19 protein-coding genes and 1 tRNA gene are annotated in these 23,232 nt (G+C 39.4%); 13 read left to right on the forward strand and 7 right to left on the reverse strand.

Annotation, left to right across the window (positions count from 1 at the left end; translation table 11 throughout):
* The first annotated feature begins 74 nt into the window (after window positions 1-74).
* The 3 genes from AB1Z56_RS02060 (at window position 75) to AB1Z56_RS02070 (ending at window position 4,243) form a co-directional block, all read left to right on the forward strand.
* Window positions 75-914: a hypothetical protein gene (locus AB1Z56_RS02060; protein ID WP_309362046.1), complete on the forward strand. Its 840-nt coding sequence runs from the start codon at window positions 75-77 to the stop codon at window positions 912-914.
* Window positions 915-1,149: 235 nt separating this feature from the next.
* Window positions 1,150-2,349 carry a tyrosine--tRNA ligase gene (gene tyrS / locus AB1Z56_RS02065; RefSeq protein WP_309362044.1) on the forward strand — a complete coding sequence of 400 codons (1,200 nt, stop codon included), beginning with the start codon at window positions 1,150-1,152 and terminating at the stop codon, window positions 2,347-2,349.
* 133 nt (window positions 2,350-2,482) lie between these two features.
* The gene (locus AB1Z56_RS02070; protein ID WP_426790928.1) at window positions 2,483-4,243 is read left to right on the forward strand and encodes an aromatic amino acid hydroxylase; all 1,761 of its coding nucleotides are present in this window, start codon (window positions 2,483-2,485) and stop codon (window positions 4,241-4,243) included.
* Between the two features lie 112 nt (window positions 4,244-4,355).
* On the opposite strand, the gene AB1Z56_RS02075 is transcribed toward AB1Z56_RS02070, so the two are convergent.
* Window positions 4,356-5,255 (reverse strand): flavin reductase family protein, encoded by a 900-nt coding sequence (locus AB1Z56_RS02075; RefSeq protein WP_313267860.1) that lies wholly within the window; start codon window positions 5,253-5,255, stop codon window positions 4,356-4,358.
* A gap of 11 nt (window positions 5,256-5,266) precedes the next feature.
* Complete coding sequence (locus AB1Z56_RS02080) at window positions 5,267-6,241, reverse strand: fumarylacetoacetate hydrolase family protein (protein ID WP_313267858.1); 975 nt, start codon at window positions 6,239-6,241, stop codon at window positions 5,267-5,269.
* A 315-nt stretch (window positions 6,242-6,556) separates the two neighbouring features.
* Between AB1Z56_RS02080 and AB1Z56_RS02085 the strand changes: the two genes are divergently transcribed.
* From AB1Z56_RS02085 to AB1Z56_RS02120, 8 genes are all read left to right on the forward strand, one after another.
* Window positions 6,557-7,714 carry a homogentisate 1,2-dioxygenase gene (locus AB1Z56_RS02085; protein ID WP_309362036.1) on the forward strand — a complete coding sequence of 386 codons (1,158 nt, stop codon included), beginning with the start codon at window positions 6,557-6,559 and terminating at the stop codon, window positions 7,712-7,714.
* Window positions 7,715-7,746: 32 nt separating this feature from the next.
* On the forward strand, window positions 7,747-8,874 hold the full coding sequence (gene hppD / locus AB1Z56_RS02090) for a 4-hydroxyphenylpyruvate dioxygenase (RefSeq protein ID WP_313267854.1): 1,128 nt from the start codon (window positions 7,747-7,749) through the stop codon (window positions 8,872-8,874).
* Window positions 8,875-8,887: 13 nt separating this feature from the next.
* A complete protein-coding gene (locus AB1Z56_RS02095) occupies window positions 8,888-10,126 on the forward strand; it encodes a Glu/Leu/Phe/Val dehydrogenase dimerization domain-containing protein (RefSeq protein WP_426790929.1) in 1,239 nt (412 codons plus the stop codon).
* A gap of 822 nt (window positions 10,127-10,948) precedes the next feature.
* Window positions 10,949-11,728 (forward strand): N-formylglutamate amidohydrolase, encoded by a 780-nt coding sequence (locus tag AB1Z56_RS02100; RefSeq protein ID WP_309362031.1) that lies wholly within the window; start codon window positions 10,949-10,951, stop codon window positions 11,726-11,728.
* Window positions 11,718-13,553, forward strand: a complete 1,836-nt coding sequence (locus AB1Z56_RS02105; RefSeq protein ID WP_309362029.1) for a flavohemoglobin expression-modulating QEGLA motif protein — start codon at window positions 11,718-11,720, stop codon at window positions 13,551-13,553. The genes AB1Z56_RS02100 and AB1Z56_RS02105 overlap by 11 nt, the downstream gene beginning before the upstream one ends.
* A 13-nt stretch (window positions 13,554-13,566) precedes the next feature.
* A complete protein-coding gene (locus tag AB1Z56_RS02110) occupies window positions 13,567-14,571 on the forward strand; it encodes a glutathione synthase (RefSeq protein ID WP_313267844.1) in 1,005 nt (334 codons plus the stop codon).
* A gap of 136 nt (window positions 14,572-14,707) precedes the next feature.
* Complete coding sequence (locus tag AB1Z56_RS02115; RefSeq protein ID WP_309362025.1) at window positions 14,708-15,691, forward strand: lipoate--protein ligase; 984 nt, start codon at window positions 14,708-14,710, stop codon at window positions 15,689-15,691.
* A gap of 29 nt (window positions 15,692-15,720) precedes the next feature.
* Window positions 15,721-16,500, forward strand: coding sequence for a methyltransferase domain-containing protein (locus AB1Z56_RS02120; protein ID WP_426790930.1), 780 nt, complete (start codon window positions 15,721-15,723; stop codon window positions 16,498-16,500).
* Between the two features lie 6 nt (window positions 16,501-16,506).
* Here AB1Z56_RS02120 and ybaK read toward each other — a convergent pair whose 3' ends face one another.
* Both ybaK and AB1Z56_RS02130 read right to left on the reverse strand, forming a co-directional pair.
* Window positions 16,507-16,983, reverse strand: coding sequence for a Cys-tRNA(Pro) deacylase (gene ybaK / locus AB1Z56_RS02125; protein WP_309362021.1), 477 nt, complete (start codon window positions 16,981-16,983; stop codon window positions 16,507-16,509).
* A gap of 3 nt (window positions 16,984-16,986) precedes the next feature.
* Window positions 16,987-18,648: a helix-hairpin-helix domain-containing protein gene (locus AB1Z56_RS02130; RefSeq protein WP_309362019.1), complete on the reverse strand. Its 1,662-nt coding sequence runs from the start codon at window positions 18,646-18,648 to the stop codon at window positions 16,987-16,989.
* 262 nt (window positions 18,649-18,910) lie between these two features.
* On the opposite strand from AB1Z56_RS02130, the gene AB1Z56_RS02135 reads away from it, so the two are divergent.
* Window positions 18,911-20,035: a lipid II:glycine glycyltransferase FemX gene (locus tag AB1Z56_RS02135; protein ID WP_313267835.1), complete on the forward strand. Its 1,125-nt coding sequence runs from the start codon at window positions 18,911-18,913 to the stop codon at window positions 20,033-20,035.
* 3 nt (window positions 20,036-20,038) lie between these two features.
* On the opposite strand, the gene AB1Z56_RS02140 is transcribed toward AB1Z56_RS02135, so the two are convergent.
* Window positions 20,039-21,292, reverse strand: a complete 1,254-nt coding sequence (locus tag AB1Z56_RS02140) for a hypothetical protein (RefSeq protein ID WP_426790931.1) — start codon at window positions 21,290-21,292, stop codon at window positions 20,039-20,041.
* Between the two features lie 291 nt (window positions 21,293-21,583).
* Here AB1Z56_RS02140 and AB1Z56_RS02145 point away from each other — a divergent pair, with 291 nt between their 5' ends.
* A complete protein-coding gene (locus AB1Z56_RS02145; RefSeq protein ID WP_309362013.1) occupies window positions 21,584-22,012 on the forward strand; it encodes a nuclear transport factor 2 family protein in 429 nt (142 codons plus the stop codon).
* A 69-nt stretch (window positions 22,013-22,081) separates the two neighbouring features.
* Here AB1Z56_RS02145 and AB1Z56_RS02150 read toward each other — a convergent pair.
* Window positions 22,082-22,155, reverse strand: a tRNA-Ala gene (locus AB1Z56_RS02150).
* 279 nt (window positions 22,156-22,434) lie between these two features.
* On the reverse strand, window positions 22,435-23,187 hold the full coding sequence (gene bla / locus AB1Z56_RS02155) for a BlaB/IND/MUS family subclass B1 metallo-beta-lactamase (RefSeq protein WP_426790932.1): 753 nt from the start codon (window positions 23,185-23,187) through the stop codon (window positions 22,435-22,437).
* Window positions 23,188-23,232 lie beyond the last annotated feature (45 nt).

The raw sequence follows: 23,232 nt of genomic DNA on the forward strand, positions 1-23,232 counted from the left end.
TTTTGAAAAGCAGTCCTATTTTAATTTTTGGTGTAATAATTGTGTTACTATTATTGCAACAATTTTATTACATTATGTCAAAATTACGTTTTATTACATTATTATATCTGTGTTTAGCTGTTCAGTTGGGAGTTGCGCAAGAGTATGTTCGATTAGATAAAGATAGTTACCAGCTTCATTTATCAGAATATCCAAAGGATACGATCCGGATACTTGAAAAAGGTAAAGAAGCGAAATTGAAACCGGGTAAATATATTTTGCAGAAGAATCAATTTATGGGCCTTTCCAATGCGTTTATTTCTATCAATCAGGAAGGTATAGTAGAGGGGGATTTTAAGATTGAAAAAGAGGGGAAGCAGGGTGTTGTTGTGGTAAGGCATGGTGTATTGCAGCAAATGACTGTGAAATCTGCCGCATTGCCAGACTTTCAGTATACAATAACGGATAGTTCAAGTGTGCAGCGTAATTTTAAGAACGGGAAAATCAGTCAGGAAAAAACGGTATTCTACCGAGCTGCAAATAATGGAAAAAAAATAACAAAAGTCTTTTTTGATAATTACTATACGGTGGAAAATGATTTTGACCATACCCGAGCTGACTATCGCTTAGACAATACATTAATGTACAGTGCCAAATTGAATTGTGGTGGGCAGATACAGGAATCAAAGTCATTTGATGCTCATGGCCAATTACTAAAACATACCTATCGGAAAGCTAAGGTTGATTATACTGATTTATATCAGAATAATAATCTTGTCGAGCGGAAATATAACCTTGATAACTGCTTTTACCATGAGTATTTTAAGAATTCATTGCTCGTGCAGAAGGTCGTGGAGAAAAAAGATAAAGGGAATACGGAGAAGTATGTCTATAATGCCTCGGGAAAATTGATGGATAAAAATACCGGTGGCTAATTGAAAAACGTAAATCGAATCGGAGATCGCAATATTTTTGCATTTTAAAAATATAGCGCTACCTTTGTCAAGCAATGAAGAAAATGAACAACATATTACGTCTTCCATTTTTCTTTAATTATTATCGCCCGATAATCGTTCGGGACCCCTATGCCTATTAAATTAAGAAATTCAATTATTATTTATAGCTAAGCCCGAACATAACGTTCGGGCTTTTTTTATTTTATATAACATCATGTTAAAAGAGTTAGAAGAAAACATCGAAATTATTTTACCGAAAGAAGGACTTGCATCGAAGTTGAAGGAGGCTGAGGAAAAGAACCGTCCATTGATTATAAAACTTGGTTTTGATCCCACAGCGCCGGATCTTCATTTAGGGCACGCAGTGGTGTTGAAGAAACTGCGGCAGTTTCAGCAGCTGGGGCACGAAATCGTGATCCTAGTGGGCAGTTTTACAGCTCGGATCGGAGATCCTACGGGAAAAAATAAAGCACGTAAACCTTTATGCCCGGATGAGATCGCCCTCAATGCGGCAACCTACATTGTGCAACTGTCTAAAATTATTGATGTTTCAAAAGCAAAAGTTGTTTTTAATGGAGACTGGCTAGATCAGCTAAATTTTACAGAAGTCATTCAGCTGGTATCAAAAGTCACGGTCGCTCAGCTGATGCAGCGTCATGATTTTAATAAGCGTTTTAACGAGAATCAGCCGATAGCCATGCATGAGTTGCTTTACCCGATATTGCAGGGCTTTGACTCTGTACATATCAAAAGCGATATTGAAATGGGCGGAACGGATCAAATGTTCAATTGCACCATGGGCAGACAGCTGCAGGAATCTTTTGGGCAGGAGCCACAAATAGTACTGTGTATGCCCTTGTTGCGCGGGCTGGACGGAAAAGAAAAAATGAGCAAATCATTAAATAATACGATCGGTCTTTTGGATGAGCCGAATGAAATGTTTGGTAAAACCATGTCAATTCCAGATCATTTAATTCCAGAATATATCGACTTGACAACAGATTTCAATCAGGAAACCAAACTTGGAATGAAGGCCCGTATTGAAATGGGCGAAAATCCAATGGAAATTAAGAAACTTATAGCACATAATCTTGTAGCCCAATACCATGGAGTTGAGTTTGCTGCTCATGCAGTTGATTTTTTTGTCAAGCAATTTCAAAGTAAGAAATTGGAAGAAAAAGCTTTTGTAGAGGTATCGAGTCAAGCATTGCGTGAACAGTTTGGTGAAAAGACTAAACTGGTCGATCTGTGTCATTTCCTGAAAGGATCGACAAAGTCAGCAATGAGAAGATTGATTATTGGTGGTGCAGTTCAGATTGACTCCGTAAAACAGCTAAACCCGGAGCTGTCGGTTGATTTAAATCCAGGAATTAAAATTAAATTAGGTAAAAGAACTTATTTTAAAGTTGTTTAGTAAGGTTTGTGAAAGTATACTTTTGTAATATTTTGCGAAAAGCGATAAATTAACATGATGGTTCTTTCTTAAACCATAAATAATTTCTACCTTCATATAGAAGTCTCACACTTTATTTTCATACCAATTATAGATGGAAACATACAATAACATTGTTTTGGAGCGATTGCCCAAACATTTGAAACGCTATGTAGTAGCTCAGCGATATGAACGTTATACCGCGCTGGATCAGGCTTTGTGGCGTTATGTCATGCGTCAGAATTATTCTTTTTTGAAAGATGTAGCGTATTACCCCTATATCCCGGGATTGAAGAAAGCAGGATTATCAATTGCGACCATCCCAAACCTGCAGGACATGAACGATAGTCTAAAGTTAATTGGCTGGGGAGCTGTGACAGTGGATGGATTTATTCCGCCAGCTGCTTTTATGGAATTTCAGGCGCATCGCGTACTGGTTATTGCCGCAGACATACGTCAATTGGAACATATCGAATATACACCAGCGCCGGATATTATTCACGAATCTTCGGGACATGCCCCCATAATAGGTGAGCCAGATTACGCGACATACTTGCAATATTTTGGAGAGGTGGGTACAAAAGCACTTTCTTCGGGCAAAGATTTTGAACTTTACGAAGCTATTCGTCGCCTATCTATTTTGAAAGAACATGCAACAACAACTGTGGATGAGTTGGCGGCTGCAGAAAAGAATTTGCAGGCCGTTCAGGATAATATGGGGGAGCCCTCGGAGATGGCATTGTTGAGTAGGTTGCATTGGTGGACAGTAGAATACGGACTTATTGGTGATCTTCATTCACCCAAAATTTACGGTGCTGGTTTACTGTCTTCCATTGGAGAAAGCGCGAGCTGCATGCAAGAAGATGTGCCTAAGTTACCCTATGGTTTAAATGCGATCGAATATGCCTATGATATTACCAAACCACAGCCACAGCTATTTGTTACACCAGATTTTGAACATCTAAAGAGTGTGTTGGATAAATTTGCTGATACCATGGCCTTTCGAGTAGGAGGCAAACAGAGCGTTGATAAAGCTATTGACTGTCGTGCTGTGTGCACAGTGCAATATAGTTCTGGTCTGCAAGTATCGGGAGTTTTTAAATTAGCCAACGCAGATAAAAATCTTTCGTATATCCAAACACAGGGACCTACAGCTTTGGCATTCGCGGGCAAACAGCTCGAAGGCCACGGTGTTGATTATCATAGCGAAGGCTTTGGTTCTCCAGTGGGAAATTTGAGAGGTGCAGATCATGATCTAGAAGATTTTGATGACGCAGCATTGATTCAATATGGTATAGTTGAAGGCCAGCGGTGTTTGTTAAACTTTGCTTCAGGGATTACTGTTGCAGGAACTGTTCAACGAATTGTCCGTCAATTTGGCAAGATTGTTTTGATTTCATTTACGACATGTGAAGTATACCGTAACGATAAGAAAGAAATGTATTTTAAACCCGAGTGGGGGACATATGATATGGCAGTAGGGGCTGAAATTGTATCTGTTTTTGCGGGCGCGGCCGATAAAGATGCCTATGAAGCTCTGGAGGAACATCTGGATCAGGCTTCGTCTTCTTCCATGTCTAACGAAACCGAAGATGTAAAGCTAGTGAATCTTCATGCTGTGATACGGAACTTGCGGGACAAAGGATTTGATCAAAAAGCCTGGCTCAATATCTTCAATCTGTTGGGTTCGGAAAATGCGGATCATTGGCTAGGTTTGGTCGAGTTATTTGAAATTGCCCAGGCTAATGATGCAGAGGAGTTAACTAATCTGACTGAAAATAAGTTATTGGAATTTGTTACGCTATATCCACATTTGAAAAAACTAATTGGTGATGGACTGCGTGTGGCAAAGGAGGAAGCTTTAAATAATTATTGAAAAATATTTCTTCCAAAAGGTTGCTTTTAGACTCTTTGGAGGAGTATAGTAGGCTCCAGAAAATAGGACTATCCAAAAGTTTGAACGTCCTATTTTCTGGAGCTTACTTGTATTATCCCTTTAATAAAATTTGCCAGGCTTTATCAATCTGGCCTGCATCCAATAGCTGTGCAGCATATTCATGAACTTTCTGGCTGAATTTCGAGGGGTTGTCTTCGAAGTTTAGTTTTAGGTAGTTTAAGTACTTATCCTCTTGCTGTGTATCTTTTAATGTGGGGAGTGCTTCGACATTGGCCAACAATCCCAGGTGATTTCCGGTCAATACATTCGAAAATCTAATTTTTTCTGGAAGTTGATCTATGCCAATTCCCAGGCTACGGAGGGGCTTCGGTACAATAAATAGGTTTTCATCGGTGACGCGGCAGTACCAGTCACCTCCGAGTCTTGCCACAAGGTCCAAATCTTTTTGTTGAATGGTATTGTCTTTGCCCAATAAGTGTTTGTGGATATGCATATAGAGGATCTCGGCAATAACGAGATTACCAGCCCCTGGTTCATCGCTTAAAGCGATAATTTCTCTAACCCGACATTCCAGCTGAACTGGAGATTCGGCTACCCGTGGTGGCGCAACCTGAATAGAAGGGATAGCAGTAAAACCCGACTTATCGAATTCATTTATTTCCTTCCCATATTCGGTGCTGGCAAGAGATTGCTGCTGCACCATATCGTAGTTGACAATATTGATGACGACTTCCTTAACTTCCTGTATATTATCCAGCGTATGTTTGGTACTGCCATCACGCATCCGCCGCAGTGGCGAGAAAACACAGATAGGCGGCTGATGGGACATCAGGTTGAAATAGCTGAAAGGACTTAAGTTGATTTTTCCATTGCGATCTATCGTGCTTGCAAAGCAAATTGGACGCGGTGCAATAGCATATTTAATTAAATTATCGATGATAGCTTTGTCTGTAACAGATTCAAAGGTGATCGTTTCGAAAGATGAGGTCATATTCGGTAGATTTATGAATGGTATAATACAATAGAATTGGAAAGTTTTCCGAGCGCGGTGATCTCCAGCTCAATCTCATCGCCAAGGTTGAGCCATTGATCTTTGTGGTTAGGATTCTCGATGCGTGCAGTGCCATTAAGTTCGAGAAAGCAGCCTGTCCCAACAGTGCCCGAACCGATCACATCACCCGGGAAGATCTGTACACCATAAGAAATCCGCTCAATAATCTCTGCAAAAGTCCAATGCATGCTCGCAAAATTGCCTGCTGAAACTTGTCTGCCGTTTACTTTACAAGTCATATCGAGATTATAGCAGTTGCCAATATGCCCTGCAGCAGGTTGAATTTTATAAGGCTCCAATTCATCCTTAGTCACCAAGTAAGGTCCAATTGCTGTCGCAAAATCTTTGCCCTTTGCAGGGCCCAAACTCAATTTCATTTCTTCCATTTGAAGTTTTCTGGCACTAAAATCATTCATGATCATATAGCCCGCAATATACTCATCCGCCTGAGCGGCGGGAATATTGATTCCTGGTTTGTTGATGACTATTGCAATTTCTAGTTCGAAATCAAGTTGATCTAAATGTAAGGGCATACAGTGAATAGGCCCCGGACCTTGTATTGCCTGATGATTTGAAAAATAAAAAACAGGAAATTTGTCAAATTCGGGGATCATTTCAAGTCCACGGTTTCTTCTTGATGTTGCCACATGCTGACGAAATGCGTAGGCATCACGGAAAGAGGCTGGATGAGGTACAGGAGCGATAAGCGGTGTGTCCTGTAACGGATGATATGGTCTTTCGATCATTCCCTGGACCAAAGAACGCTCAAATTCCTGGAGCTTACTCATGGCCTTTTCTCCACCTTTTAAGAAATCAGACATATTTTTGGGGAGGGTTTGATCGATTGCTGAGCAACGATAAAATCGGTCGTTTATGACAATCCCCAATTCTTCCTGACCTTCCTTAATGCTGGTGACAATTCTCATATATAGTGTGTTCTATTTGGTTATTCAATGTTGATAGCATTTAACACAAATATATTGTATAAGATTTGAAAAAAATATTTCTTCTCTTGAAAATAGAAAAATATTCTTACCTTTATTAAAGCATTATAAACTATAAAAAATGATCAATCGTGGCGTACATCGCTTTGCGTTTTCCATGCCCTATATTGCTTTTAATAGAGCAATTATAGCTGATATCGTTTTTGCACAATACTAATCTTCTCTCATACACTTGCCAATAATTCTTTTGGTACTTGGATATTCATTTAATTTTATAACCGTTTAAATCGTAGAATTATGCCATTTTATGTTAAACAAGGGCAAATTCCAATGCAGCGACATACTGTTTTTAGAAAGCCCGATAATACGCTTTATGCTGAGGAACTCGTATCCACCCATGGTTTTTCCAGTCTTTATTCTTTGGTGTATCATTGCCACCCGCCTACGTTAGTCAAGCAAATTAGGGAACCTTACGATGTATCGCCCAAGATTGCCCGGGATAAACATCTTAAGCATACTAGCTTAAAAGGATTTCAGGTACAGGCAAAAGATGATTATCTCGAAAGCCGAACGCCCGTCCTGGTTAATCAAGACCTGCACATATCCTTGGCAGCTCCTCGCCGGTCCATGGATGATTATTTCTATAAAAATAGCCAGGCAGATGAGATTGTCTTTATTCATCAAGGGAGCGGAAGATTAAAAACTGGATATGGAAATATCCCATTTAAATATGGTGATTATTTAGTTATTCCCCGGGGAACGATTTATCAAATGGAATTTGAGCAGGAAGATAATCGATTGTTTATCGTTGAATCGTTTTCTCCTGTGCGCACGCCAAAACGGTATCGCAATGAATTTGGTCAATTGATGGAACATGCACCCTTTTTTGAACGCGATATTCGGGTACCTCAAAATTTGGAAACCTTTGATGAGTTGGGTGATTTCGAAGTGAAAATCAAGAAACAAGGGATGATGTATCCATATGTCTATGGAAGTCATCCATTTGATTTTGTTGGCTGGGACGGCTATCATTTTCCTTGGGCCTTTTCGATTCATGATTTTATGCCGATAACGGGTAAATTACATCAGCCACCACCTGTCCACCAGACCTTTGAAACAGACAATTTTGTACTGTGCAGCTTTTGTCCACGGATGTATGATTATCATCCCCATTCGATTCCTGCACCGTATAATCATAGCAATGTAGATTCGGATGAAGTACTGTACTACGTCGATGGCGATTTTATGAGCAGAAAATCGGTTGAAAAAGGACAGATTACCTTACATCCCGGCGGTATACCTCATGGACCTCATCCAGGGACAGTGGAAAAAAGTATCGGACAGGTTAAAACTGAAGAGCTGGCTGTGATGATCGATCCTTTTCGACCATTGATGTTGACAGAAGAAGCGCTCAGTATAGAAGATCCAGATTATTATAAGTCTTGGATGAGTTAGATAAAAAAAGAAGAGTAACCTTTATATAAATTATGGCAAATACATTTGCAGAAAAGATTGCCCAAGCGCAAGATTTTCTACCTATCAATGGGACAGATTATATTGAATTTTATGTTGGTAATGCCAAGCAAGCTGCGCATTACTACAAGACAGCTTTTGGCTTCCAGTCGGATGCTTATGCCGGACCTGAAACAGGAGTTCGGGATCGGGTATCCTATGTGCTAAAACAGAATAAAATACGTTTGGTGCTTACCACGGCGCTGAAATCTGACCATCCCGTCGCAGAACATGTTAAGAAACATGGTGATGGCGTTAAAATATTAGCGCTCTGGGTAGATGATGCCCGAAAATCTTTTGAGGAAACAACAAAAAGAGGAGCGAAGGTCTATCAGGAACCACAGCTTCTGAAGGATGAAAACGGGGAAGTCTGGACTGCCGGTATCTATACCTACGGCGAAACGGTCCATCTATTTGTCGAGCGGCGGAATTATTCCGGTACATTTATGCCGGGATATGAAAAATGGGAAAGTGATTACAATCCAAGCGAGACAGGTTTGCTTTATGTCGACCATTGTGTTGGTAATGTTGGCTGGAATAAGATGAACGAAACAGTGAAATGGTACCAGGACGTCATGGGCTTCGTCAACATCCTGTCTTTCGATGACAAGCAGATCAATACCGAGTATTCGGCGTTAATGAGTAAGGTGATGAGTAATGGAAATGGCTACGTTAAGTTCCCAATCAATGAGCCTGCCGAAGGAAAAAAGAAGTCACAGATTGAAGAATACCTTGAGTTTTATGAGGGAGAAGGCGTACAGCATGCGGCGTTGGCAACGAAAGATATTGTTGCTACCGTGAAAGCACTTAAAGCAAGAGGAGTAGAGTTTTTGGGTGCCCCGCCCGAAGCATATTATGATATGTTGCCTGAAAGAGTTGGGAAAATTGATGAAGAAATACGGATCATTCAAGAACTTGGAATTCTGGTAGACCGTGACGAAGAGGGGTATTTGCTGCAGATTTTCACAAAGCCTGTAGAGGACAGACCAACTTTATTTTATGAGATCATCCAGCGCAAAGGAGCACAAAGCTTTGGAGCAGGAAATTTTAAGGCCCTTTTTGAAGCCATAGAACGTGAACAGGAACGTCGAGGAAATTTATAGAAGTATGGAAGGGATGAAAGAATTATTACGGGCGTTTGAGCATAAAAGCCCAGAAATTGTTTTCGAATGGAAAGATAGCGAGACGGATGCAAGGGGATGGATTGTGATCAATTCTTTGCGTGGAGGTGCTGCCGGGGGGGGAACACGGATGCGGGCTGGATTGGATAGGCATGAGGTAGAATCTTTGGCAAAAACAATGGAGGTCAAATTTACGGTATCTGGGCCTGCAATAGGGGGAGCAAAATCTGGAATTGATTTCGATCCACATGACCCCAGGAAAAAAGAAGTTTTAGAACGTTGGTTTAAGGTTGTTACACCGCTATTGAAAAACTATTATGGGACGGGTGGGGACCTGAATATAGACGAAATTCATGATGTTATTCCATTGACGGAAGAATATGGACTGTGGCATCCCCAAGAAGGAATTTTGAATGGGCACTTTAAGGTGAATGAAAGCAATCGTATTCATCAAATTGGGCAATTGCGTTATGGAGTTTCCAAAGTATTGGAGGATAGCTCCTACAGTCCTGATCTGAAGCGTAAGTACAAAGTGGCAGATATGATTACCGGTTATGGCGTGTCAGAGTCAATTCGTCATTACTACGAACTCTTTGGATCGCATTGTGCTGGAAAACGTGCTGTGATTCAGGGCTGGGGAAATGTAGCTGCCGCAGCAGCATTTTATTTGTCGAAACTAGGAGTTAAAGTTGTCGGAATAATCGATCGTGCTGGCGGATTGATCAATCCGGAAGGATTTGGAGAGGAAGATATTACCCGTTTGTTTCTGGAGCGAAAAGGCAATGAACTCTGCTCACCGAATCTGATTCCTTTTGATCAGATTCAGAAAGAAATATGGAACTTGAAAACCGACATCTTTGTGCCAGCAGCGGCATCCCGATTAGTTTCAAAAGACCAGATCCAACATCTGATCAGTCATGGACTTGAGGTGATTGCTTCCGGTGCAAATGTCCCATTTGCAGATCAGGAAATATTTTATGGGCCTGTCATGGAATTTGCCGATCAGCATGTTGCGGTTATACCAGACTTTATCGCAAATTGTGGCATGGCGAGAGTATTTGCCTATTTAATGCAGCGCAATATCGAAATTAGTGATGATGCTATTTTTTCGGATGTTTCTAAAGTGATTTTTGAAGCACTAAAAAAAATCAAGGCAGTTTCTTCGCAAAAAACACATATTTCATCAAGAGCCTATGAAATTGCTCTGAAGCAATTGGTGGAAACGGTCAACTGAATATAAACAGATGGTTTTCTATTTTATATAGGGTATAGCTATTAAAAAAAACACTTGAAGCGGGGAACTTCAAGTGTTTCTAACTAACCAATTATTAACCTAAATTTATGAATACTCAAAACAGTGCAATACCTATGCCAAAACTTATTTTCTTTGCGTGAACATATTGTCATTTTTTTGTTATTAAAATTTCTGTACGTATTAGAGTTTCTTTATACGAACTGAATGAATAAAAACGTGTTTTTTTGAAATCCATATGCTGACCTATTGATGGTTTATTCGAGGTGTTTTTGGTGAAATATTTTTCTTTGTTATAGTTTTAATGTATTGATAAACAGAAACTCCTGAAGCGGGGAGCAACAGGAGTTTTCCTAACCAATTATTAACCTAAATTTATGAAAAGTACCTATATAACGTAGTAAGTTTGAGAAATGTTTCAGTGGATATCACTTTTTTTACTTTTTAACATTTTTTAATTGTTTAGTATTGATTCTCAGTAAAATATTCTAATATTTATTTTGTTTTCTTTCTAGAAAAATAAAAAACCTGTTAGCGGGGACTAACAGGTTTTTTATAAACTAACTAAATTATTAACCTAAATTTATGAAACTACTAGACAATATTCAAGAAAGATGCCAATGTGCCTAATGCCCCTGTTTGTTTAACGATTTTTAACGCTTGTTCTGAATGGAATAATAGGGTGTTCTATTTTCGGCGGAAATCTAGTTAAATTTCAAACCTTTTGTGAGCGACATGCGTTTATTTAAGCGAAAGATCAATGCTTATCTGGCAATGGGTCATACACTGTTTAAAAAAAAGTACATGTCGTTAACATATCTCTATCAATTGGAACGCTATGATGGACCCTTTTGGGCTTTTGCCATTCATGATGGTCATCACGTTGATGAGCGTTTAATCCCCTTTTTCAATATTTCGGAAGAAGAACGACTACGCGAGGAAGATCCTTACACAGCCATTTTGGCAGAACTTCCGTTTAATCGATTCGTTTCAGGAACTTCCAGGTTTCAGTTGGATCTGAACAGAAAGCAAGAAGATGCGGTTTATTTGAGGCCCGAACAGTCATGGGGAATGCATGTATGGCAATCTGATTTGCCCGATGATTTAAAAAGTCAGTTATATGCGACTTATGATCGTGTGTATGATGAAATCAATCGAGAGATTGAGCGTACTATTGATCGTTATGGTTATTTCCTTGTGTACGATATTCATAGTTACAATATGCGGCGCGATGGGCCAGAAAAAAAGTTGGATAAAATGGCCAATCCGCAAATTAACATAGGTACATCTCATAATCATGGTAGATGGCGTGAGCTGACGGATCAGTTCATAAGGGCTCTTCAGTCTGGAAAGGATGGGCAAACTTATGATGTTCGCGAGAATGTGAAATTTAAGGGTGGGTTTCTTTCGGCATATCTGAACGATAAATTCGGCGATAAGGGCTGTGTTTTTTCTATAGAGTTCCGAAAGGATTTTATGGACGAATGGACTGGGGAAGTATATCCACAAAAACTTCAGGAATATAAGCAACTTCTTTTGCACAGTATAGAGACTGTAGAAAACTATTTTGCCTATGAAAGATAATGCTAAACAGCTCGCTGGCATTCTAAAGAAGATCAAAAATAAAGAGGTTTTCCATGTGCAGATCCCTCCAAAAAATAAGTTGGTTTTTAATCAGGTTGTGCCTTACCTCTTTTTGTATAGACAGTTTTTTAGTCAGGATCCTATGCTTTCGGAGCTGGTCAAATCAGAACCGGCTTATTTTAGGGTGAGAGATCCGCAGATGAATGTTTCGGAATGGATCGCTCCAATTCTCAATCAACTTGTCGAAGAGTTTGGCGCCTGCCTGATTATTGAAGCTTGGGCTGCAGATGCAACACAGGAAGAGGATATTCAAATTCATATTGCGCGAAAAAATGTACAGGCAATTGCGCAATATCTCGGTAAGCAATTGAGCACCGAAGAATCAATTGCCAAAGTAGAGATTTTGACAGATTCGAAAACAAATGCTACCCAAAGTTTATCGCCATCAAGTGTACAGTTAGATAATCTGAATACCAACATATTTTACATGGGGCTGGAAATAAAGCCGAAGTATTTACTAGGTGTAGATCAGCAAATCTTACCGATAGATCTTCGTCATTTCCGTGAGGCCATATCAAGGAGCCTATCTAAAACATTCTTTGAATTCATTCGCATACATACCTTATCTAAACCTACTGCATTTAAAATAAGTCAGCCTAAAAAGATGCTTCCTCTGGCTTGGGAGATTGATCAAAAATTGGCCCGGGAAAGCCAAAGGTTTGATTTCCTCTTATTGATTACTCCGACAAATTCCTATGACGCATGGCTTCAATTTAAAAAAGGTAACTATCGCAAAACACCTATTTTTCGATATCGCCCTATGCCTATTGATCCGGATATTATCAAGAGAAACCTCTATAACTTGCATATCGAAGATTTATTTGACCCCTCTATTGCTTATTTGTTTCGTGACAAACGAAAGGAACTCGATCAGATGATGACGATGCTGAGTGAAAGGGGAAAAGAAGGTTTCCTATTGGGAAGCATGCAAGTTTTTGGTACAGTCAATGAAAAATTGTTGGAAAAAGCCCAGGCGATTCTGACAATTACCACAACCGATCGAGAAGTGCGAACGAAAGAGGAAGATATTGTCTATGCGGAGGAGTTTGCTAAACTTGCTCAGGAAGAATTGGATTATTTGAAAACCCAAGATCCAAATTTTGGGACTACCGTGAGGCTTCGGGATGATATTTATGGGGTGATGGTAAATCAGGGCGTGCTCAATATTAGTAAGCAGTATAGTTTGCCGCGGAATAGGGTAAAGGCACTGATTCAGCATGAGGTTGGTACACATATCGTCACTTACTACAACGGGAAACAACAGCCGTTCAGTCTTTTCAGATTAGGGGTTCCCGGTTATGAAAAACTTCAGGAAGGTCTCGCCGTACTTGCCGAATATCTGGTCGGCGGACTGACAAACAATAGACTACGTATTCTGGCAGGAAGAGTTATCGCCGTCCATCATATGCAACAAGGCAATTCATTTATTGACACGTTTTCAGTTTTGCTTGATAAGTATCAATTTTTGCCCGAAACAGCTTTCCAAATGACGATGCGTGTATACAGAAGTGGTGGGCTTACCAAAGATGCGTTATACTTGAGTGGTTTAATCGAATTGACTAATTATATTAAAAGCGGGCGAGATCTATCGCTGCTGACAATGGGGAAAATTCGGGAGGATTATATTCCGATTGTCGAAGAACTGATGTTAAAAGGGGTATTGAGAGCTCCGGCTTTAACCCCAAGGTACCTAACGGAGCCGTATAAAGAAGCATTGATACAACTAAAAAAGAACAATAATGGAATATTTCAAATGATTCAATAACCGAATATTTTATATGAAGATAGCATTCGTGATCAACCAAACCCATAAAGAAACAGCTCGTTTCACGACAACTCTTTTGGCTTTGAGAGCCCACCAAATGGGACATGAGATTTATTATATTGGCTTGGCTGATTTCTATTATGAGTCTGCACATATTGCTGCCCACGTACGAAAAGTGCTTCCTGATCAGAAGCTTACTACGGCAAATCGCTTAATGGAAGTATTAAGGGGAACAGAAAAGACTAAAATGTTTTTGGAAGAGATGGATGTTGTCTGGTTACGATTTGATCCAGTCTTGGATATGGTTAGCCGGCCTTGGGCAGCAGCCTCTGCACTGCAATTCGCATCGCTCTTAAAAGAAAAAGGTGTATTGGTTATCAATGATCCTGATAGTCTTGGTAGGGCGAGCAATAAGTTATACCTTGAAGGATTTGATGAATCTATCCGACCAAAGACTATAGTAACCAGAAATTATACAGATGTCATTGAGTTTTTTGAACAACAGAACAAGCTTATTATTTTAAAACCTCTGAAGGGTTCAGGTGGTAAAAATGTGTTTTTGATCAATAAGGATAATCAGCAAAATCTAAAACAAACGGTAGAGGCTATTGCGCGCGATGGTTACGTGATTGGTCAGGAATATCTTCCGGATGCCGCACGTGGGGATATTAGATTCTTTTTATTGAATGGAGAGCCCATTTCGATCAATGGGAAATATGCAGCTGTGCACCGTGTACAGCAGGGTGATGAGATTCGGAGTAATGTCCATCAGGGAGCTACAACTCAGGCGGCCATTATCTCCCCAGAGCTGCTGCTGATGGTTGACAAGATTAAGGATAAATTGATTCAGGATGGAATGTATTTTGTTGGCCTAGATGTGGTAGGAAACCGTATTATGGAAATTAATGTTTTTAGTCCGGGAGCGCTATGTCAGACTGAAGAGATCGTACAGGAGGATTTTTCAGCCTTTATTATTAAAAAATTAGAGGAGAGAGTTGCTTTCGGACAACGGGGCTAACGGCAGTTAGGCTAATGGAATTGCGGAATAGCGTTGCCGAAATCGGAAGGAACGCTATAATAGCTATTTGAGGTAATTATGAATTTGAAATGAAGTACCTCCATTAAATTCTTGTTATTTTTGAAAAAAGAAAAATATGCTGATTATAGATTCTCCTTCCGACAATGCCTATTTTAACATCGCTTCTGAGGAATATTTATTGGGTAAATACCCCAAAGAAGATATCTTTCTGCTCTACGTAAATGCTCCCTCAATTATAATAGGTAAATTCCAAAATACCTTGGCTGAAATAAATCTTGATTACGTCAATGAGAATAATATTAAGGTTGTCAGGCGGATGTCGGGGGGCGGTGCTGTTTATCATGATGCAGGAAACCTTAATTTTTCCTTTCATACCTTATTGGGGAATCATGATTTTATGGATTTTTCAACCTTTACCCAGCCGATTGTTTCACTATTGAATAAATTGGATATACCCGCAAAATTAGAAGGAAGAAATGACCTGTTGGTCGATGGGAAAAAATTTAGCGGAAATGCTAAACTGGCCAAAAATGGCAAAATGATTCAACATGGCACTATATTGGTCGATTCACAGATGCAAGTGCTAAGTGATGCTTTGAAAGTCAATCCATTGAAATTTGTAGATAAAGCTGTAAAATCAAATCGCGCACGCGTAACGAATTTAATTGGATATTTGCCTAGTGGTTTTACAACCGCTCATTTTAAAGAATTGCTCATTGCGGAAATGAAACTGGAGAACCCTGAAGCTAAAATTAGCACATTTTCTCCTTTCGATATCGAAAGCATCGAAAAGCTGGTCAAAGAAAAATACGAAACATGGGACTGGAATTTTGGTTTTTCTCCAAATTACAATTTTAAAAAGGCAATTAAGATTCCCGCGGGATTTATAGAATTACACCTGGATGTACACAAAGGATATATTGAACACGCTAAAATTTTTGGAGATTTTTTTGCTTCTAAATCGATCCATGAAATCGAAAGTCTATTGGTTGGAAAAAAGCATGAATTGGAGGAGATTGATCTATTGCTGCGGTCCGTCGATCTAACGGCTTATTTTGGTCAAGTCGATGCTTCTGAAATTCTCACTTTGTTTAAATAGAAAATGTTGTATTGCCCTATAGGGGTATAATGAAAAAAAATATGCCTTGGAATCCGGACACCTATAATCAATTTAAAAATATTCGTTTTAAACCATTTTATGATTTGGCCGACCTTATCGTTGGAGATACCGTACTGCATGCTGTAGATTTGGGCTGCGGTACCGGTGAACAAACAGCTATTCTAAGTAAAAAATTCGCTGCAGCAAATTTTCTTGGGATAGATTCTTCAGCAGAAATGCTATATGAAAGCCATCAGCTTGAAACAGAACGTTTAAAATTTAGACAAAGTTCAGTCGAAAAATTTCTTGCTGAGCCAAATACCTGGGATCTTATTTTTAGCAATGCAGCCTTACAATGGCTGGAAGATCATCAGGTTCTTTTCCCTCAGCTTATCTCCAAGTTAAATGTTGGTGGACAATTAGCGGTACAGATGCCTTATCAGCCAGAAAATATCTTAAATAAGATTTTATTTGAACTGGGGAACGAGGAACCTTTTCGTACTTATCTAAGTGATTGGAATAGGCCTTCGTCAGTATTGGATATTGACGCTTATGCACAGCTGCTGTTTGAAAATGGCTTGGATCAATTGGATCTTTCACTCCGTGTGTATCCTTTGATTGCTACTGATGTTGATACGCTTTACAGCTTCATTGCAGGCTCCGCTTTGATTCCCTATATTGAGCGGTTAGCAGAAGATAAGAAGGTACTGTTTATTGATGAGTTCAAAACTCGAATCAATAAACATTTTTCAAAATTTCCGGCCATTTACTCTTTCAAACGCATACTATTATACGGGCGTAAAAAGTGAGGCCTATTATAGGCCAATCAGATCCGACCAATGTGCATGTGCAATGCTAGCGAGGTCCAGCGGATTTAATACCATCTGAAGGCCTCTTTTTCCTGCGCTTACTGAAATATGGGTTTCTAGTTGAGCGGCTTCTTCAATAAACGTTGGAAATTGCTTTTTCATTCCAATGGGAGAGCAGCCTCCACGAATATAGCCGGTGACCGATAGGAGGTCTTTCATGGGAAGCATCTCACAATTTTTATTGCCTGAAGCTTTTGCTATTTTTTTTAAATCAAGATGCGCATTGCCAGGGATGACAGCCACAATATAAGGGTCTTTGTTGCCTTTTAGAACCAAGGTCTTGTATAATGTTTCAAGCGATAGACCTAAGGTTTCGGCAACATGCTCGGCACTGACGTCCTGTTCATCAACTTCGTATTCTCGTAGTTCATAACTTATTCCGGCGGTGTCCAATAGGCGAACGGCATTTGTTTTACTGGACATACACTAGCGCTGTTTTTTCTTGTTGAAATACGCCGTGATGGCATCTAAAGAATATGTATTCAGGCAGTTACTTGCTTGAAGGCCACCTTTTTGAGCGACTAACACACCATACTGCATGTCTTGTAGTCCCTCCGTACGATGGGCATCCGGATTTACAGATAGCAGTACTCCTTTTTCTACGGCATAACGGTGCCATCTCCAGTCAAGATCCAGGCGTAAAGGATTGGCATTTATCTCAATCACAACTCCATTTGCAGCACAAGCATCGATGACTTTTTTAAAATCTAATGGATAGCCCGCTCTACTTAACAATAGCCTTCCGGTAGGATGTCCTAATATTGTTGTATATGGATTTTCGATCGCTTTAATTAGCCTAGCGGTTGCTCTTTCTTCATCCATTTTTAGATTGGAGTGAACGGAAGCAACAACAAAATCGAATTTTGCCAGTATCTCATCAGGGTAGTCCAATGAACCATCGCCTAGAATATCGGATTCAATCCCACGGAAGATCTTGAACGGCGCCAATTTTTCATTTAACGCAGCAATCTCATTCCATTGTTCTTCTAATCTTTCGATGGATAGTCCGTTAGCATAAACTGCCGTTTTCGAGTGATCACAGATTCCCAGGTATTCGAGTTTTAACACGTCTTTACAATGCAGGGCCATCTGCTCGAGACTATGGACACCATCACTATACGTAGAGTGATTATGAAGTGTGCCTTTGAGATCCTTGTATTGGATTAGTTTTGGTAGGGCGTGATTTTGGGCCTGTTCTATTTCATTCAATCCTTCACGTAGTTCGGGTTCGATATAATCCAAACCCAAGTTGCGGTAAATTGCTTCTTCACTGGAAAGTGAAGGGAGATCTGGAAGTATATTAAATAGGAGATCGAGGTGTGTTGTAGATCCGGTGCTAAGAATCAGGTCACGATAAAAATCATTAATATTGCTGCTGAAGACTTTGAAAGTAAATCCCAGATCATCGGTCAATTCTATGGAATTTTCTGTTTTTTCGACTAAAGTATATGCCCCTAAGAATTTCTCTACGCTATCGATATGCTCAGAAATCAAAAGATCCACAGTGCTCAAAATTTCGCATTTTCTTCTGAAATCACCTGTGAAGGACAATAGGGAAGCCGGAAAATGCGATTTAAGGTCAGTGAAAAAACGTTCTGCCAACGGAAGCACTTTTGCATATAAAAACCATCCTTTGTTGGAGATCGAAAACTCAATGGATTTTTTGATGTCTTCTTGGGTTTTAAGTCCAAATCCTTTCGCTTCAACAAGACGGTTTTCGTTACAGGCATAAAGCAGCTCGCCTATACTTTCGATCTCAAGTTCTTTCCAGATAATCTCGATCTTTTTAGGACCTAGCCCCTTAATGTTTAACATTTCAACAATACCGGATGGCGTATTATCCATAAGCGTCTGAAGCTCTTTAAAAGTTCCGGTAGCAGCCACTTCCTTCGCTTTTTCAGCGGTGCTTTTTCCTATTCCGGGCTGCGCACTCAATTCTTCGAGACTGGCCTCTTCAATACGGAAAGGAAGCTTGTCCAACTTAAAAGAGGCACTTGCTATGGATTTTGTTCGAAAAGGATTTTCGTTGTGCAATTCCATCAATTGGCTGCATAATTTGAAAATTTTTGAAATCGCTTTATTGTCCATCGTGTGCTGAATTGTTAAGCTACAAATATCTTAAAATTTAGACCAAAATAACAATTCAAAGGACGATATTCTAGCGTTAAATTATGTGAAAAAGCCTTTTTAGGTAGCTATTTTTCTGTGTTTCTTGAAATTAACAACAAAGTGACAAATGTGTGCCTGCTTAGCCGAACATTTTGGTTATGTTTGCCGTTTTTGGGCTTTAAAATCGATGCTTTTTTTTGAGTATCTGAAAAAATGTCCGTATTAAAATTGGAAAAATATCATGATAGCAGACATTAGTGACAAAGAAATCAGTGGGCTTTATAAAACAGGTATTATTCAACAGACTGCTTATTGGTCTGCCGTAAAGAAAATGCAGGGTATACAGTCAAAGGCATTTAACTTTAAATCCAAACAATCTGATCTCTATGTCGGGGTTGACGACGATACGTATTTTATTGGCGATTTATTGATTATTATACAGGCCATAGATCAGGAACATTGCATTGCCTATGTACCTTATGGACCGGAGATCGAACCCTCAGATGAGAATCAAGGTTATTTTTTGGAACAGTTATCGGAGAGTTTGCGTTCTCATTTGCCTCCAAATTGCATTATGATACGCTATGATCTATCCTGGGAGTCCCATTGGGCTAAAGAGGATGATTGTTATGACCTTCATGGAAACTGGTTGGGGGTGCCCGAAAAACGTATTCAGGAGATGCGTTTTAACTTTAATACAGAAAATTGGAATTTTCATAAAGCAAATACAGACATACTTCCTTCCAATACTATTTTTATGGATCTTAGAAAGGAGGAAAATATGTTGCTTGGAAATATGAAATCCAAAACAAGATATAATATTAATCTTGCAGAACGGAAAGGGGTGCGTGTGCGTTCGCTTGGACTGGAAAGCTTGGAAATCTGGTATGAGCTCTATAGGCAGACTGCGCTTCGTAACAACTTCTTTTTACATGATATCAGTTATTTTAAGATTGTTCTATCTGCAAGGGCAAATGATACCTTATCACCTGCAGATGTCTATCTTTTAGTAGCCGAAGTCGATAACCAGCCTCTAGCGGCTATGTTTTTGGTGATAGCAGCAAATCGGGGGACTTATCTTTATGGGGCTTCTGCTTCCGAGAATCGTAACTATATGGCAACATATGCTTTGCAATGGCGCGCTATGCAGCTTGCGAAAGAAAAAGGATGTACAGAATATGATTTCTTCGGCGTATCTCCACAGGCCGATCCTTCACACCCTTTATATGGACTTTATCGGTTCAAAACAGGCTTTGGTGGTGAAATCTACCACCGCATGGGTTGTTGGGATTATCCGCTGGACAATAGAAAATACCAATACTATGCCTCAATGGAGTTCAAAAACCAAAGTTATCACTTGAGTTAGGGCTTAGAATACTTCGCCTAAGGTAAGTCTCACGCCACGGTGATTCTTGCTGATCCCATAGTCGATGCCGATATTGGTGCCTGAATTTTTGTTAAACTTAATTCGCGCACCAGCACCGGTGCCGACATTCCAGTCCTCAAACATGCTGTTTTTTGGCCCATTTAACGTGGTGAAATTCATAAATGCGACAAACCCAAATAAGCCATTCCTCGTGATGTCGCGACGGTATTCCGTTTCTAAATAATATAGTGATTTACCTCGAAAACGGCTGACCGGAAAGCCTCTTCCTGAACTGTTGTATGGATCCCATCCTAAATTAGGAAGATCGAGGTAGGGAGCTTTGCTATTAAATACGGTCCAGAAAAAACTTCTTACAGCAATCATATTTTGCCGGTTTCGGTCTTGGGTGAGCCTATGGTAGCGTCTCACTTCAAGAAATAACGATTTCCAGTTCTCATCGCTTCCTAAAAATGTTGGATTGATTCGGAACTGTAAATTGGCGTAGTTACCCGACCAGGTATTGATTGAATTGGCCCGTGTATCGTAGATTAAATTGAAGCTCACTCCTGAAGACATGGTATTATCTTTTAAGTCTGTTCCATAAGGGTAGGAGGTGTAGTCTTCGAGCTTGGTATCGCTTGTCGACTTAATATTCATTCGATAATCCAGATCATAACCAATGCCCATAAATAATCCGCCATGAATTCTTTTTAATGCATGTTGGTATAAACGAAAATAGGTGTAATCCAAATTAATCTGTTGATCGCCATGATGCTCTTTACCAATTCCCCAAGTTTCGTGTGGATATTTTAGTAGTCGGATATCTCCATCAATCACCCACGTATTCTCCTTTAACCAGATGTAGGAGCGTATGGGGAGTCCAAATCGCTTACCAAAATTGGTGTAAGGCGTAAATGTCATTTTGGACATATAGGTATCCGAGCGATCGCCCAAATAAAATCCTGCAGTTGTACTTGTAATTAAAGCATGACCACCTCCAGGGACATTGGTTGAAAAGGGTAAAAAAGAAAAATAGATTTTTTTTCCTGTGCTATCAACGGATTGCGGTGGTTTGATATTTAATATTTCTTTGCCAATGTCAATAAGATCTCTTTGTTTACTTGTATCAGCAAGATGCCGGGTGATTTCTATCTCATTGACGGGCCGTTGCGCATATAAGGTATCGCAAAGCACGATTAAAACCATCAGAATGGGCAGTTTAAAAAGAAAAATATATGCTCTATCGTAGTGTGTCATGAAAGAATGCAATCTAATAGGAATTGAACAGAATAGCAATATTCAAACCAATAATTTATTCCTTCTGTCACGTTTTGGCTATATAGCGAATTGATTGGAAATTTCATTCACCTAGAAAAAAATAGCATTTACCGATTTTAATGTAATGTTAATCTAAATGTAATGAAATCAATATATGACTTGTCTTAATTTTGAATCAGAAAATAAATAAAAAAAGTACGCAACAAATTTAGGTGGTGCGCGACAATCAAATAAGAAAATATACTAATACATTATAAAATTGAAAAAGATATGAAAACTTTAGTAAAAACATTTGTAGCAGCAGCAATGATTGCAATCTCTACTTGCTCAATGGCTTCTGTTAAACCCGAAGAACGCAATTTAATTACCGCTGATTTGGCCATTGATGAATACGTTGGTGCAATGACCGAAGGTCAGGTAGCTAATTTGGATAAGCTTTTTACAGCTGATTTTAACCAAAAAATTTGTGGCAAACAAGATTTGCAACATAGTCGTCTTGAGATGATTGAGTTTTTGAAAAAACAAAAAGGTATCAAGATGAACTGCAAAACAACAACCCAGATCGTTGAAGAATTACCCGATTATGCAATCGCGAAAGTTACCATGCAGTTCGACGGTTTTGCTAAAACGGATCTGATCACGCTTGTTAAAGAAAACGGAACCTGGAAAATTTCCAAATCAGTAAACTCTTATAAATAGAAATTTACAGCAGAAATTGGTTGATTAGAATAAGAAAGGGGTTACTTAAATAAAGTAACCCCTTTCTTGTGGAGCATATCAGATTCGAACTGATCACCTCTTCGCTGCCAGCGAAGCGCTCTAGCCAAATGAGCTAATGCCCCCTGCTTTGTTTGGTGTCGCTAAGATAGTACTTTTTTAGAAAAACATAGTTTCTTTTTTATTTTTATGCAGTTTTTTCTACCCTGTTATCCAGTAGCGGTTTTTTGATAACCTAATTGCAGGCTAATAAACGATTTTAATCTGTCCAGCTAAATACTTTGCAAATATTTTAATCCTATTGAAAACAAGTGAGTTTGACGAATACGGTGTTTCTTTTATTAATAGACTGTTCCAATTTGCCGCGGCGAAGACCTGTTACTGAAGCTCCTTCGATAAATGTATTATTGTTTTTCTGTTAGAAGCACTTCTGTTCGTTTTATCTGACCTTTATCTCTCCAGGCATCGTGTCCGGGAATCACCATGTTAATTTGGGGATATTTTGTCAGCAACCTCGCTAAGGAAGGTTTCCAGGATTTTACGTCTCCGTCGGCCGTAAACCCCAAGTCTCGAGCTTCAGAGCTTTTTATAAAACAGCCGCCGTCCAGGATCTTATATTCGGGAAACCAAACAACAACGTTGTCCATGGAATGTCCGGGACCAAAAAAGTTCAGAACAAAAGATTGACCACCGATTTTGTAGATTTTATTGATGTCAACAAGATGGGCGGCTTGTGCTTTGTGATTTGCCTTTAGTAGATCATTCGTCATTTTTGTTGCGTAGGTGGGAATCCCAATGCGATTGTAATAGGCAAAACCACCTGCACGGTCTTCGTGCCAATGTGTTGCGTAAACAGCAATAACAGGTAAATTATGTTTTTGTTTGATACTATCCAATAAGGGCTGGTATTGGGTAGAATCCCATGGGGTGTCAAAAAGGATAACACCTTTTTTCGTGATTAAGTACACGGCATTTGCTGCATATTTGGTGCCGTCAAAGGTATTAAAGGTCGTGTATAGATATAGTTTCGAATTAATTTTCTCTATTAAAAGAGGTTTCTCCTGCGCCTGTACTGCTGGAGAAAGACATAGAAAACCAGTGCTCAAGCAAAAACTAACAAGGAGACCACGGATACTAGCTGAAAGAAGTGAAATCATATTTTTTTAATGTTATTGCATTAACGTTGGAACGAAATGAATATT

It is taken from the genome of Sphingobacterium sp. WOUb80 (genome assembly GCF_050058145.1).
Classification (GTDB): Bacteria; Bacteroidota; Bacteroidia; order Sphingobacteriales; family Sphingobacteriaceae; genus Sphingobacterium.